Consider the following 13,439-nt stretch of genomic DNA (forward strand, 5'->3'; position numbering starts at 1 on the left):
CGCCCACGCAGAGCGACATCCCGGTAGACAGCGAACGCCACCGCGTCGCACTGCTGGTCCCCGTGACGGGCGCCAATGCCGGTGTCGGCCAGTCGATCGCGAATGCCGCCAACATGGCTTTGCTCGATACCTCTGCCAAAAACCTCCGGGTCACCACTTACGACACCTCGGTCAACGCCGCCGAGGCGGCGCGCAAGGCCATCGCCGACGGCAACCAGCTCATCCTCGGTCCGCTGCTGGCTGACAATATCCCGGCCGTTTCCGCCATCGCAAGGGCCGCGAAGGTGCCGGTGATCTCGTTCTCCAACGATGAAAAGGCGGCCAACAAGGACGTCTTCATCATGGGTAACCTCCCCGGCCAGTCGGTCACCCGCACGGTCGAATATGCCCGCGCCCAGGGTATCTCGACGTTCGCCGCGCTGGTTCCGCGCGGTGATTATGGCGACCGTACCAGCAGCGCGCTGCTCGGCGCGGTGCGCGCAGGAGGCGGCTCGGTGATCGCGCTCGAACCTTATGAGCGCAGCGCCGCCTCGATCGCTTCGGCTGCGCAGCGGGTTAAGGCCAAGGGCGGTTTCGACGCCCTGCTGATCGCCGACAGCGGCAGCCTTTCCGCCCGCGCCGCAACCGCGTTCAAGGGTCCGGTGAAAGCCGGCGGCTCCACCGTCCGCGTGCTCGGCACCGAACTGTGGAGCGGCGAGCGCGAGCTGACGACCACCCCGGCGCTGGCCGGCGCATGGTTCGCAACCGTTTCCGACCAGCGCTTCGGCCAGTTCTCCAAGAGCTACCGTGCCCGCTTCGGCGGCCAGCCCTTCCGCATCGCCACGCTGGGCTATGACGCGGTCCTGCTGACCTTGCGCGTCGCGCGCGACTGGAAGCCCGGCACGCGTTTCCCGGCCGAGGCCCTGCGTGACACCAAGGCTTTCCCCGGCGGTTTCCTAGGCGTGGACGGTGCCTTCCGCTTCACGCGCGGCGGCCTTGTCGAGCGGGCGCTGGAAGTGCGCGAAGTCCAAACCGGCGCCGTCAAGGTCATCAGCCCGGCCCCGGTCAAGTTCGGCGAGTGATTCGGCGCGGGCCCTGACTGCCCCCGCAAAGACCCCGCCACTTACCTCCGTTCGTGTCGATTGCCTCGGCACGAACGGATAAAACCGTTCTCGATTTGATCCATACCGCTTTCAGGCCCCGGAAACGGGTGAGCCTGCGGAAAAACCTCGCTTGCGCGCTTGCTTGCGGAATCGCGCTACCCCTATAGTCGCGCCTATGGCCGACGACCTGTTTGACAAGCTCCCCGCCGCAACCGGCGAATCCTACGATGGCTCCGCGATCGAGGTGCTGGAGGGGCTTGAACCCGTCCGACGCCGCCCCGGCATGTACATTGGCGGCACCGACGAGCGCGCGCTGCACCACCTCGCCGCAGAAGTGCTCGACAACGCGATGGACGAGGCCGTCGCCGGTCACGCCAACCGCATCGAGTTCACGCTGGAGGAGGAACCCGGCACCGCCGGACGCATCACCATCACCGATAACGGTCGCGGCATCCCGGTTGACGAGCATCCCAAATTTCCCGGCAAGTCGGCGCTGGAAGTGATCCTTTCCACGCTCCACTCGGGCGGCAAGTTCTCCGGCAAGGCCTATGCCACTTCGGGCGGCCTGCACGGCGTGGGTATCTCGGTGGTCAACGCGCTTTCGGTGAAGACCCGCGTGGAAGTAGCCCGCAACAAGGAACTCTACGCGCAGGAATTCTCGCGCGGGCAAACACTCGGGCCGATCCAGCGCGTCGGCGCAGCACCCAACCGGCGCGGCACTTCGGTGACTTTCACCCCCGATATCGAGATCTTCGGCGACCAGAAGTTCAAGCCCGCGCGCCTGTTCAAGCTCGTCCGCTCAAAGGCCTACCTTTTCGCAGGCGTCGAGATTCGCTGGAAATGCGCGCCCGCGCTGGCAGTCGACGGCGTTCCGGCCGAGGCGACCTTCCAGTTCCCCGGCGGCCTTGCCGACCATCTTGCCGAGCAGGTCGGCACCCGCGAATGCGTCACCACGCAATTCTTTTCCGGTAGCCAGGACTTTGCCAAGGGCGATGACGGCTCCGAACAGGGCCGCGTCGAATGGGCGATCGCCTGGCCGCTCTACTCCGACGGTGCCTATTCCTGGTACTGCAACACTATCCCGACGCCGGATGGCGGCACCCACGAACAGGGCCTGCGCGGCGCGCTGACCAAGGGCATCCGCGCCTTTGCAGACCTCGTCGGGCAGGCCAAGAAGGCCAAGGACATCATCCCGGACGACGTGGTGACGGGCAGCGAAGTCATGCTCTCGGTCTTCATCCGCGATCCCCAGTTCCAGAGCCAGACCAAGGACCGCCTGACCTCGCCCGAGGCCGCGCGCATGGTGGAAGCTGCGGTGCGCGACCATTTCGACCACTTCCTCACCGACAACCTCGATCGCGGCAAGGCCCTTCTGGGCAGCGTAATGGAGCGCATGGACGACCGCCTGCGCCGCAAGGCGGAGCGCGAGGTCAAGCGCAAGACCGCCACCAACGCCCGCAAGCTGCGCCTCCCCGGCAAGCTGACGGACTGTTCGGGCGAAGGCAGCGGCGAAACCGAACTGTTCATTGTCGAGGGCGATTCGGCAGGCGGCTCGGCCAAGCAGGCGCGTGACCGCAAGACCCAGGCGATCCTGCCGATCCGCGGCAAGATCCTCAACGTCGCCAGCGCCACCGCCGACAAGATTCGCGCGAATTCCGAAATCGCCGACCTCGGCCTCGCGCTCGGCTGCGGCACCCGCAAGGACTGTAACGCCGACAACCTGCGCTACGACCGCGTGATCATCATGACCGACGCAGACGTCGACGGCGCCCACATCGCCACGCTGCTGATGACCTTCTTCTTCCAGGAAATGCCGGATCTGGTGAAGCGCGGGCACCTCTATCTTGCCCAGCCGCCGCTATACCGCCTTACTTCCGGCTCGACCTCAGCCTACGCGCGGGACGATGCTCACCGCGCCGAACTGGAAGCCACGCAGTTCAAGAACAAGAAAGTCGAGGTCGGCCGCTTCAAGGGGCTTGGCGAGATGAACCCCCAGCAGCTGCGCGAAACGACGATGAGCCCGAAAAGTCGCTCGCTGATCCGCATCACCCTGCCGCCGGAATACGAAGACCGCGCGGCAGTGAAGGACCTCGTCGACCGCCTGATGGGGCGCAACCCCGAGCACCGCTTCCAGTTCATCCAGAACCGCGCGGGTGAAATCGACCCGGAACTTATCGATGCGTGACGCCGCCACTGCGGCCGTGCCACTCATGGCTCCTGTCTCTTAGCGAGTTGACCCGGGTGGGTGCCGGGCGCCGCCGAGAAGAGTCAGGCGCCCTCGTGAAGATCGACTGGCCGCATGACGGCGGTAATTGACGCCTCCCCTTGCACGGGCCAGCCTGCGTGCCGAGCCGAAAAGCCGGCAAGGGGCCCCTGCACGATGACCTGCCCGCAATGAACTGGAGCCGTAATCTCCTCCGATTGGCGATGATCGCCATTCTCGGCGCCGGCGCGGCTAGCGCGGCACGCGCTCAGGACGATCCCGCCAAGCTGCTGGAAACCCGAACCGTGGAAGTCATCGCCGTTTTGCAGGGCAAGCGCGATCCGGCCGAAGTGTTCGACGCCAGATTCCTCGCCGCCGTCCCCACCGAACAGCTGCGAGCGCTCACCGCAAAGCTTACCGCGCAGGGCGGCGAACTTCTGGGTTATACCGGGTTCCAGCGAGAACGGCAGGGATCGGCCACTTTCACGCTCCGTTTCGCCCATGCCACCGCCCCGGCACGGATCGAACTCAACCCGGCCGCGCCGGGCAAAGTCTCGGGTTTTCGTATTTTTGGCCTGACGCCCGGCGGTGACAGTTTCGGCAGGATCGACGCCGATTTCGCCAATCTCCGCGGCAAGGCAGGATACGCGGTTTTCCGGTTCGGGGAGGACGGCGGATCGGCCAAACTCACGCATGGCCGCGCTGCGGATACGCGGCTGGCGATCGGCTCGACCTTCAAACTTTACGTTCTGGCCGCCCTCACCCGGCAGGTGCAGGAGGGCAAGCGCCGCTGGAGCGACGTGGTTCCGGTTACGGGTAAGTCCTTTCCCGGAGGCACCATCCACAATCTTCCCGAAGGCGCGCCGGTGACGCTGCATACGCTCGCCAGCCTGATGATCTCGATCAGCGACAATTCCGCGACGGATATCCTCGTGCGGCTCATCGGTCCCGAAGCTCTGGAACGCGAAGTCAGGCTGTCCGGCCACGCCAAACCCGATGCCACCTTGCCGATCCTGACAACGGCCCAGATTTTCGCCTTGAAAAGGCAGGGCAAGGACGCCGCAGACCGCTACGCCCGCGCGGCGCCTGCCCAGCGCGCCGCGCAACTGGCCGTACTCGATGTTTCCGGGGTCTCCGGAGCAGACCCCGGCGAAGTCTTTGGCCACGGCCCTGTCGCGATTGAGCAGGTCGAATGGTTCGCCTCGCCCGCCGATCTCACCCAGATCATGGACGACCTGCTCAGGCTGGACAGCAAGGAAGCCTTCGACATCCTGGCAATCAATCCCGCTATGGACGAGGTCACCGCCAAGGACTGGTCCTACGTCGGTTATAAGGGCGGTTCCGAAGACGGCGTGATCAGCATGACATGGCTGCTGCGTGACAAGACCGGCGCATGGTCAGCAGTAAGCGGCAGTTGGAACGACCCCAAGGCTGCAGTCGACAACGATCACTTCCAGATGCTGATGCTGCGGCTTGCCAAGCTGGCAGGCGGGTAAGGCAGCGATCACGTAGACCCGATAGCCCGTCGCCATACTGCCGCGAACAGCCCGGCAAGCACCAGCGGCATTACGGGAACCCCGGCGTTCATCGCCAACGGCCGGGCGAAGGCGGGAGCGGCGACGGCGAGTGCGATCGCCAGCTTTTCCCAGGGCGCAAAGCCGGCGCGCAGGCCCTGCCCGGTCAGCCACAGCAGCGGGAAGGCGAGAATTACCGTATCATAGTCGAGTACGAACGGGGTCGCCAGCGGCGCCCCGGTGAGGGTCGCGGCGGCCAGGGCGGGCGACCAGCGGCAGCCCCACGCCGCCCATCCCAGCAGGCCTGCAACGGCGAGTGAAACGATCCCCTGCACCGTGTAGGCCAACGTGGTAGAGGCTCCCAGCAGCTTGAGGGCCGCGAAGGGGCTGGTCATCTTGGCATAGCCGACCGCTCCAGCCGCCATGGCATCCTCGGCCCGCGCACTGGCGGCGAGCCAATCGGGCCACGTCTGCCACCCGAAGGCGAGAGCGGCGACGGCGGCCAGCACCAGCGCGGTCAGCGCGGCAGCCGTGATTACTTTCCATTCGCGCGTCAGCAGCAGGACCAGCGGGAGCAACACGCCGAACTGCGGCTTGATCGTCGCCAGCCCGAACAGAATGCCCGCCAGCACCCGGCGCGAAGGCACCAGCCATGCACCCAGCCCCAACAGCCCAGCCACAAGGAACGCGGTCTGTCCGTGCGTCACCACGATCGGCACGGCGGGAAAGGCCAGGAAGAGCAGCCATAGCGGCATCTGTGTGCCCGCCTCGCGCCACCAGCCGCGCAGGGCGGCAAGGTAGAGTGTTGCCGTCACCGCCAGCCAGAGGCCGAGCGCTGGAAAATAGCCAAGCAGACCAAGCGGCCGGCAGAACGGCAGGAACGAGGGCGGGTAGAAGAACGCGGTATAGCCCGTTTCCGACGCGAAAAACATGCGCTGCTCTGCGATGTGCGCTGCGCTGTCATAGGGATTGGCATGCGAGCCGAGCATCTGGCCCACCGTCCAGAAACTGATGAAGTCGCTTCCGAGCAGGAACCCGTTGTGATCCACCCCGCCATGCGAGGTCGCTACCAAGGCGATCAGCATCACCACATTGAGCAGCGCAAGCAGGCGCAGGTATCCGCGTACGCGCACCGCGCCCAGCCAGTCCATCCTGCGCAGAAAATCAGCCCCCATAGCCCGTGCTGTGCAACGCCGTGGCGGGGTTGTCCATGACGCCTTGCGGCCTCATCGAACGATCTTGCCTTGCTGCGGCGCACAACTTAGAACTTAATCGGATAGTTAAAGCGGACAGGACGACCCATGCAGCGTTTCGAAGGCACCAGCAACTACGTCGCCACCGAGGATCTCAAGGTTGCGGTCAATGCCGCCGTGCTGCTGCGCCGCCCGCTGCTGGTGAAGGGTGAGCCAGGCACCGGCAAGACCGTGCTGGCCGAACAGATCGCCGCCGCCCTCAACGCGCCGCTCATCACCTGGAACGTCAAGTCCACAACCAAGGCACACCAGGGCCTCTACGAATACGACGCCGTCGCCCGCCTGCGCGACGGCCAGCTCGGCGACGAGCGGGTGCATGACATCGGCAACTACATCCGCAAGGGCAAGCTGTGGGAGGCTTTCACCGCCCCCGAACTGCCCGTCCTGCTGATCGACGAGATCGACAAGGCCGACATCGAGTTCCCCAACGATCTGCTGGCCGAACTCGATCGCATGGCCTTCGACGTCTACGAAACCGGCGAGCATATCGCCGCCGTGGAACGCCCGGTCGTCGTCATCACGTCGAACAATGAGAAGGACTTGCCCGACGCCTTCCTGCGCCGCTGCTTCTTCCACTACATCAAATTCCCAGACCGCGAGACGATGGAAGCCATTGTCGACGTGCACTTCCCCGGCATCCAGAAGACGCTGGTGCGCAAGGCGATGGAAATCTTCTACGAACTGCGCGACGTACCGGGTCTCAAGAAAAAGCCCTCGACCAGCGAACTGCTCGACTGGCTCAAGCTGCTGCTCAATGAGGACATGCCTCTGGACGTCCTGCAGAGCAAGGACCCCAGCAAGGCGATCCCCCCCCTCCACGGCGCGCTGCTGAAGAACGAGCAGGACGTCATGCTGTTCGAACGGCTGGCGTTCATGACTCGCCGGGGCAACTGACATGGTTGCCCCCTATACCGGACGCTGCAACTGCGGTGCCGTCTCCATCACAATCTCGGCAGAGCCGGTGGCGACGCGCCAGTGCTGGTGCCGCCAGTGCCAGCGCATCGCCGCAGGTGGGCCGACCAACAACGCGATGTTCCTTGCAAAGGCTGTGACGATCACCGGCCCGCGCGCCGACCACGCCTATGTCGCAGCAAGCGGCAATGTCCTGACGCATGAGTTCTGCGCGGCTTGCGGCACGCCTGTACTCGGGCGTTCCAACGCCCGGCCGCAGTTCCGCACGATCCGCCTGGGCCTGCTGGACGAAGGCCATGGCCTGAGCCCGGCAATGGCGATCTGGACCGATGAGGCGCCGGACTGGGCGGTGATCGATCCGGCGCTGGAACGCTTTACCGCGCAGCCTCCGGCCCCTGCACCAACGCCACCTTCATCGACGAGTTGATCCTTGCCCATACCTTCCGGCTCGCCGGAGCCGATCACCCATACGCGCTTTGCCGCGATTCGGGCGCACCTCGAAAGATTCGAGCCGCACCCGGGCTGGCGAGCATGGCTCTACGAATTCCTGCTGTTCGGGTTCAAACAGGGCTGGGCCTGCTTGTTTGGCGGGCTGCTGCTGGGCCTCTTGCTCGGAACGCACCTATTCTATCCGGCGGATGCGCCGCTGGCCCGCTACGATTTCCTGACACTCAGCGCGTTGGGCATCCAGATCGCGATGCTGGCGCTGCGGCTGGAGACGATGGAGGAGGCCAAGGTCATCCTTGCCTTCCACGTCGTAGGCACGATCATGGAACTGTTCAAGACCGCCTTCGGTTCGTGGCAATATCCCGAGCCGAGCCTGCTTCGCGTGGCCGGGGTGCCGCTGTTTTCCGGCTTCATGTACGCAGCGGTGGGCAGCTACATCGCGCGGGTATGGCGCATCTTCGACTTCCGGTTCTCGCGCTATCCCAGCCCCGCGCTGAGTGTCGCGCTGGCGGTGGCGATCTACGTCAACTTCTTCGCCCACCACTGGCTGCCCGACATGCGCCTTGCCCTGTTCGCGGCGCTGGCATTGTTCTTCGCCCGCACCCGCATCTGGTTCCGCGTCTGGCGCGAAGACCGCTGGATGCCGCTGCTGCTGGGCTGGTTGCTGGTGGCGCTGTTCATCTGGTTCGCCGAGAACATCTCCACCTTCTCCCGCGCCTGGATCTACCCGGACCAGCGAAACGGCTGGGCGCTGGTCCATCCGGCCAAGCTGGGCGCGTGGTATCTGCTGATGTATATCTCGTTCGTACTGGTCGCGGCGGTGCACCGGCCGAAGCCTAAGGAAGCGGCGCTCAGCGCCCCGTCCACCCCTGCAGAGGTGAGGTGATGATCCCATGTTCCTGAACTTCATCGACGAACTGCGCTCCGCTGGCATCCCGGCCTCGCTCAAGGAGCACCTCGTGCTGCTCGAGGCGCTCGATAAGGACGTGATCGACCAGACTCCCGAGGCCTTCTACTACCTTGCCCGCGCGACTTTCGTGAAGGACGAGGGCCTGCTCGACCGTTTCGACCAGGTGTTCCAGAGGGTCTTCAAGGGCATTCTCACCGATTACGGCCAGCAGCCGGTCGACATTCCCGAGGACTGGCTGAAGAAGCTCGCCGAACGCTATTTCTCGCCTGAGGAAATGGAGAAGGTGAAGGCGCTCGGCTCGTGGGACGAGATCATGGAGACGCTGAAAAAGCGACTTGAGGAGCAGCAGAAGCGTCACCAGGGCGGCAACAAATGGGTCGGCACCAATGGCACTTCACCGTTCGGACACTCGGGCTACAATCCCGAAGGCGTGCGTATCGGCGGTGAGGGCCAGCACGGGCGCGCGGTGAAGGTCTGGGAAAAGCGCGAATTCGCCAATCTCGACAACACGAAGGAACTGGGAACCCGTAACATCAAGGTGGCGCTGCGCCGCCTGCGCCGTTTCGCCCGCGAAGGCGCGGCCGAGGAACTCGATCTCGACGAAACGATTCGGGGAACCGCCAAGCAGGGCTGGCTCGACGTGGTCATGCGGCCCGAGCGGCACAATGCGGTCAAGGTGCTGCTGTTCCTTGATGTGGGCGGCTCGATGGACCCGTTCATCAGCCTCATAGAGGAGCTGTTCAGCGCCGCCACCGGCGAGTTCAAGAACATGGAGTTCTTCTACTTCCACAACTGCCTCTACGAAGGCGTGTGGAAGGATAATAAGCGCCGCTGGTCGCAGCGCACCTCGACCTGGGACCTGCTCCATAAATATGGGCACGACTACAAGGTGATCTTCGTGGGCGACGCGGCGATGAGCCCCTACGAGATCAGCCATCCCGGCGGCTCGGTGGAGCACATGAACGAGGAAGCCGGCGCAGTGTGGCTTAACCGTGTGGTGCAGACCTATCCGGCTACAGTATGGCTCAACCCGTCGCCTGAACGGCAGTGGGCCTATTCCGGTTCGACCAAGATGATCCGGGAACTGCTGGGCGGCTCCATGTTCCCACTGACGCTGGACGGACTGGATGCGGCGATGCGGGAACTGACGCGCAAGAAGGGTTAGAGCTACTCGCCGTGGGAAGATGGCCGTAGATCAGATGCCGGGTAACTGTGCTTCGACTGTCCCGCTACCTATTGGCGGCGTATTTGCAGTGGCGTAGACTGGTTTGTCAAAGGAGAACGGCTATGATTACGGCTCTGTTCCTGCTTGCTACCGGCACCACCGTGCTTGCCCCCGCGCCGGACGGCGACAAGTCACAGGACCGCCGGAAGTGCGAATACGTCATCGAGCGGGCGGTCGAAAAGTCCGGTCGTCAGCCGCAGGCGATATCGCCCTCCCGGCCCATGCTACTCAGCGCCGTCGAGAAGCGCGTTCAGGGCTGTCCGGTACTGGTCGAGGCCGGCACCGGCAGGATGATCGAGCCGCCCGCCTTCAACGACGGGCCGGCCCGCAAGTCCCCCGCTCAGTAAAGCAACAGGTCGGCGATTTCTGCCCGCCAGGCCGCCTCGTCACGCGCAGCGATGGCGTCGAGGTCGCCCGGCAGCGAGGCCGGGTTGTCCACCCATTCACGCAAGGCCGGGCCGCCGTTGATAACGTCGATGGCAAGGCGGTCGAATTCGTACTCATAAGGGAAGTCGCGCCAGAGAGGGTAATCCGGCTGAAGGCGGCGGATCGCCTTGAACGCAAGCGCCTGCAGCCGCCAGGGACGGAATGCGGCGTGATCGTAGAAGCTGCCTTCGGCGTGGATCATGAGGCCGTTGCACAGGGCCTTGGCGTGCTTGTGAAAGGTCGGCTCGAACCAGCATTCACGCAGGGCGCAGCCTGCCAGCCACTCCGGCGCGAAAGCCTGCATTTCGGCGAGGACAGCCTTGGCATCGATATCGGGCGCGCCGAACAGGACTTCCAGCGGGCGGGTGGTACCGCGTCCCTCGGACAGGGTCGCGCCTTCCAGCATCACGGTGCCGGCATAGGCGCGGGCCATGTTGAGATTGGCGGCATTGGGGCTGGGGTTGATCCATATCCGGTCCTCGGGCCAGCCGAAGCCCGGCGCGGCTTCCGGCTGCCAGCCTTCCATCGCGATCACGCGGTAGTCGACGTTCAGGTTAAAGCGGCGGATGAACCAGTGGCCCATCTCGCCCAGCGTCAGCCCATGGCGCATCGGCATCGGGCCGGCGCCGACGAAGCTCTCCTGCCCGGCGATCAGCGTAGTGCCTTCGACCGGACGGCCTGCGGGGTTCGGGCGGTCCAGCACCCAGACGCTCTTGCCCTCGCACGCGGCCTCTTCCAGCAGGTAGAGCAGCGTGGTGACGAAAGTATAGATGCGGCAGCCGAGGTCCTGCAGGTCGAACAGGAACACGTCGGCGGTGTCCATCATCGCCTGCGTAGGACGGCGCACTTCACCGTAAAGGCTGAACACCGGGATGCCGTAGGCCGGGTCGATCTCGTCCATGGTCTCAACCATGTTGTCTTGCTTGTCGCCTTTCAGCCCATGCTGCGGGCCGAAGGCACTGGTCACGTTCACCCCGGCCGCGATCAGCGCGTCTAGCGAATGAATCAGCCCCTCGGTAACCGAGGCGGGATGGGCGACGAGCGAGACGCGGCTACCTTCGAGAGGGGCACGCAGGCTGGGGTCCGCCAGCAGGCGGTCGATACCGAATTTCATGGCGCGCTCGGTGCCGCAACCTCTGCGATGAAGCAAGCCGGATCGTGGAAGTCCGGTGCATCACCAGTGTGGGCCAGCGACCAGTAGCTCTTGTGACCGCCCGCTTCCTCGATAACAGCGGTGAAGCCGCAGCGCCAAGGCGCGCCCGGCAAGCCAGCAGCGGGAATAGCGGCGTCGAAGATCGCCATGTCGGTGCCGAGGCGCAAGGTGCAGTCAGGCTCGCGCGGCATGGGACGTTCGGTCATGCCTTCGCGCCGGCCAGTGAAGTCGTAGACATTCCAGCGCTCGGACGGGGAGAGGTTGAGTTCAGTGTAGTCCGGCCCCTCCCCCCGCTTCAGGAAAAGCTCGAAGCAGGTGGTCTGCCACAACTCGTCCGCGCGGCCCTTGCCCGCGAAGGAGGGCACCACCAGCTTGCCCGCACCCAGGATTTTCCAGCGGGCGCGCAGCCATGTCGCATCGAAACCGATGATGCGCGCCTCGATGCTGCGCACCGACAGGGGAGGATGCGCGGGGTGAAAGGTAAGTTCAGCCATGCCGCCAAGCCTAGGTGGCCCGGGCGCAAGCTGGCAATGCGCAATTCGCCGAGCGGACGTTTCCGCGCGCCGCAGGTATCGTCATCCGGTGGATCACATGCTACGCGCGCCGCTCCTGCACAACACAAGAAGCACGACGATGACCCACACCTCCTCCCTGCTCCGCCTCCTCGACGAGCGCGGCTACATCCACCAGCTGACCGATGCCGAAGGCCTCGACACGCTTGCGGCCAAGCAGGTTGTGCCGGGGTATATCGGCTTCGACCCGACTGCGCCTTCGCTGCACGTCGGGCATCTGGTTTCGATCATGATGCTGCGCCAGCTCCAGCGCGCCGGCCACAAGCCTATCGTGGTGATGGGCGGCGGCACCGGCAAGATCGGCGACCCCAGCTTCAAGGACGAAGCACGCAAGCTGCTGACCGAGGACGTCATCGCGCAAAACGTCGCCTCGATCCGCCGCGTCTTCGAACGTTTCCTCACCTTCGGCGACGGCCCGACCGACGCGATCATGGTCGACAACGCCGATTGGCTCGACAAGCTGGAATACATCCCGTTCCTGCGCGACATCGGCCAGCACTTCTCGATCAACCGCATGCTCAGCTTCGATTCGGTGAAGACCCGCCTCGACCGCGAGCAGTCGCTCAGCTTCCTCGAATTCAACTACATGATCCTGCAGGCTTACGACTTCCTGGAACTGTCGCGCCGCGCCGGGTGCCGGTTGCAGATGGGCGGCTCCGACCAGTGGGGCAACATCGTCAACGGCATCGAACTGTCGCGCCGGGTCGATGGCACCCAGGTCTTCGGCCTGACCACGCCGCTCCTCACCAATGCCGACGGCTCGAAGATGGGCAAGACGGTCGGCGGCGCGGTCTGGCTGAATGAGGACCAGCTCTCGCACTTCGACTACTGGCAGTTCTGGCGCAACACCGACGACCGCGACGTCGGCAAGCGACTGCGCCTGTTCACCGACCTGCCGCTGGACGAGATCGAGCGCCTCGAAGCGCTTCAGGGCAGCGAGATCAACGCCGCCAAGATCATCCTCGCCAATGAAGCGACCAAGCTGTGCCGCGGTGAAGATGCCTCCAGGACGGCCGAAGCCACCGCGCAGACGACCTTCGCCGGCGGCGGCCTTGGAGAAGACCTGCCGACGATCGAAGTTGGAGCCGAAGGCATTCGCGCCGGCGCCGCCTGCACGGCTCTGGGCTTCGTAGCTTCGAACGGTGAGGCCAAGCGCAAGATCGCAGAGAACGCAGTCCGGCTTGACGATCAGCTCGTCGAAGATGTTGCACTGCTTATCTCAGTTCCTGCCGGAGAGAGCCGCAAGCTCAGCCTCGGCAAGAAAAAGCACGGCGTTATCAAGGGCATCTAACATAGCAACCGCCGGTCCCCGCCCTGCCGGGACCGGCGGAATTTACTGATTGTTTGCCATTTGCGCGTAATCTCCTCGTCACGGCAAAGAACAAAGGCAAACAACTCATGAGCTCAGGAGCGCAGCTCACTGTAACCGACAAAAGGCGCGCCGCGCGCCACCCGGTCGACTACACCGTGATCGCCGAGCATCGCCAGATCGGCGATCTGCCGTTGCACATCATTAACATCTCCGCGCAAGGCTTCATGGCCCAGGGCGAAATCGATATCGAGCGCGGCGAACGCCTGGTCATGCGCCTGCCGGTGATCGGCCGCATCGAGGCTCACATGATCTGGGCGCACGAAGGTCGTTCCGGCTTTCAGTTCGAGCGCATCATCCGCATCGACGACTTCCTGAAGCTGGTCGACACGATCCAGCCCAACCCGCGCCTTCGCCCACGTCGCTGAATACT

The 13,439-nt window shown here is 64.6% G+C and carries 13 protein-coding genes; 10 read left to right on the forward strand and 3 right to left on the reverse strand.

Annotated features, from left to right (window positions below; all coding sequences use genetic code 11):
- The 3 genes from GVL61_RS00005 to GVL61_RS00015 all read left to right on the forward strand — a co-directional run.
- Positions 1-1,061, forward strand: a 1,061-nt coding sequence (locus GVL61_RS00005) for a penicillin-binding protein activator (RefSeq protein WP_159975587.1), incomplete at its 5' end; no start/stop codon positions are given.
- A gap of 196 nt (positions 1,062-1,257) precedes the next feature.
- Entirely contained in the window at positions 1,258-3,267 is a 2,010-nt protein-coding gene (gene parE, locus GVL61_RS00010) for a DNA topoisomerase IV subunit B (RefSeq protein WP_159975589.1), read from the forward strand.
- Between the two features lie 242 nt (positions 3,268-3,509).
- The gene (locus GVL61_RS00015; RefSeq protein WP_159975591.1) at positions 3,510-4,781 is read left to right on the forward strand and encodes a serine hydrolase; all 1,272 of its coding nucleotides are present in this window, start codon (positions 3,510-3,512) and stop codon (positions 4,779-4,781) included.
- A gap of 8 nt (positions 4,782-4,789) precedes the next feature.
- Here GVL61_RS00015 and GVL61_RS00020 read toward each other — a convergent pair whose 3' ends face one another.
- Positions 4,790-5,974: a glycosyltransferase family 87 protein gene (locus tag GVL61_RS00020; protein WP_159975593.1), complete on the reverse strand. Its 1,185-nt coding sequence runs from the start codon at positions 5,972-5,974 to the stop codon at positions 4,790-4,792.
- Between the two features lie 126 nt (positions 5,975-6,100).
- Here GVL61_RS00020 and GVL61_RS00025 point away from each other — a divergent pair, with 126 nt between their 5' ends.
- The 5 genes from GVL61_RS00025 (at position 6,101) to GVL61_RS00045 (ending at position 9,893) form a co-directional block, all read left to right on the forward strand.
- Positions 6,101-6,946: a MoxR family ATPase gene (locus GVL61_RS00025; RefSeq protein ID WP_159975595.1), complete on the forward strand. Its 846-nt coding sequence runs from the start codon at positions 6,101-6,103 to the stop codon at positions 6,944-6,946.
- Position 6,947: 1 nt separating this feature from the next.
- The gene (locus GVL61_RS00030) at positions 6,948-7,391 is read left to right on the forward strand and encodes a GFA family protein (RefSeq protein ID WP_159975597.1); all 444 of its coding nucleotides are present in this window, start codon (positions 6,948-6,950) and stop codon (positions 7,389-7,391) included.
- 3 nt (positions 7,392-7,394) lie between these two features.
- Positions 7,395-8,297 (forward strand): DUF817 domain-containing protein, encoded by a 903-nt coding sequence (locus GVL61_RS00035; RefSeq protein ID WP_235037467.1) that lies wholly within the window; start codon positions 7,395-7,397, stop codon positions 8,295-8,297.
- A gap of 7 nt (positions 8,298-8,304) precedes the next feature.
- Entirely contained in the window at positions 8,305-9,486 is a 1,182-nt protein-coding gene (locus GVL61_RS00040) for a VWA domain-containing protein (RefSeq protein ID WP_159975599.1), read from the forward strand.
- A 122-nt stretch (positions 9,487-9,608) separates the two neighbouring features.
- A complete protein-coding gene (locus tag GVL61_RS00045; protein ID WP_159975601.1) occupies positions 9,609-9,893 on the forward strand; it encodes a hypothetical protein in 285 nt (94 codons plus the stop codon).
- Here GVL61_RS00045 and GVL61_RS00050 read toward each other — a convergent pair.
- Positions 9,887-11,086: an exo-beta-N-acetylmuramidase NamZ domain-containing protein gene (locus GVL61_RS00050; RefSeq protein ID WP_159975603.1), complete on the reverse strand. Its 1,200-nt coding sequence runs from the start codon at positions 11,084-11,086 to the stop codon at positions 9,887-9,889. The two genes, GVL61_RS00045 and GVL61_RS00050, sit on opposite strands and share 7 nt — an antisense overlap.
- A complete protein-coding gene (locus GVL61_RS00055; RefSeq protein WP_159975605.1) occupies positions 11,083-11,619 on the reverse strand; it encodes a DOMON-like domain-containing protein in 537 nt (178 codons plus the stop codon). The genes GVL61_RS00050 and GVL61_RS00055 overlap by 4 nt, the downstream gene beginning before the upstream one ends.
- A gap of 139 nt (positions 11,620-11,758) precedes the next feature.
- On the opposite strand from GVL61_RS00055, the gene tyrS reads away from it, so the two are divergent.
- The gene (tyrS, locus tag GVL61_RS00060; protein WP_159975607.1) at positions 11,759-12,988 is read left to right on the forward strand and encodes a tyrosine--tRNA ligase; all 1,230 of its coding nucleotides are present in this window, start codon (positions 11,759-11,761) and stop codon (positions 12,986-12,988) included.
- Between the two features lie 107 nt (positions 12,989-13,095).
- Entirely contained in the window at positions 13,096-13,434 is a 339-nt protein-coding gene (locus GVL61_RS00065; protein WP_159975609.1) for a PilZ domain-containing protein, read from the forward strand.
- Positions 13,435-13,439 lie beyond the last annotated feature (5 nt).

Source organism: Novosphingobium sp. 18050, from assembly GCF_902706195.1.
Taxonomy (GTDB): Bacteria; Pseudomonadota; Alphaproteobacteria; order Sphingomonadales; family Sphingomonadaceae; genus Novosphingobium.

Excerpts from the sequence above, each read along its gene's own strand:
- parE (WP_159975589.1), top strand. The coding sequence starts at position 1,258 with ATGGCCGACGACCTGTTTGACAAGCTCCCCGCCGCAACCGGCGAATCC.
- GVL61_RS00015 (WP_159975591.1), top strand. The coding sequence starts at position 3,510 with ATGATCGCCATTCTCGGCGCCGGCGCGGCTAGCGCGGCACGCGCTCAG.
- GVL61_RS00020 (WP_159975593.1), bottom strand. The coding sequence starts at position 5,974 with ATGGGGGCTGATTTTCTGCGCAGGATGGACTGGCTGGGCGCGGTGCGC.
- GVL61_RS00025 (WP_159975595.1), top strand. The coding sequence starts at position 6,101 with ATGCAGCGTTTCGAAGGCACCAGCAACTACGTCGCCACCGAGGATCTC.
- GVL61_RS00030 (WP_159975597.1), top strand. The coding sequence starts at position 6,948 with ATGGTTGCCCCCTATACCGGACGCTGCAACTGCGGTGCCGTCTCCATC.
- GVL61_RS00040 (WP_159975599.1), top strand. The coding sequence starts at position 8,305 with ATGTTCCTGAACTTCATCGACGAACTGCGCTCCGCTGGCATCCCGGCC.
- GVL61_RS00045 (WP_159975601.1), top strand. The coding sequence starts at position 9,609 with ATGATTACGGCTCTGTTCCTGCTTGCTACCGGCACCACCGTGCTTGCC.
- GVL61_RS00050 (WP_159975603.1), bottom strand. The coding sequence starts at position 11,086 with ATGAAATTCGGTATCGACCGCCTGCTGGCGGACCCCAGCCTGCGTGCC.
- GVL61_RS00055 (WP_159975605.1), bottom strand. The coding sequence starts at position 11,619 with ATGGCTGAACTTACCTTTCACCCCGCGCATCCTCCCCTGTCGGTGCGC.
- tyrS (WP_159975607.1), top strand. The coding sequence starts at position 11,759 with ATGACCCACACCTCCTCCCTGCTCCGCCTCCTCGACGAGCGCGGCTAC.
- GVL61_RS00065 (WP_159975609.1), top strand. The coding sequence starts at position 13,096 with ATGAGCTCAGGAGCGCAGCTCACTGTAACCGACAAAAGGCGCGCCGCG.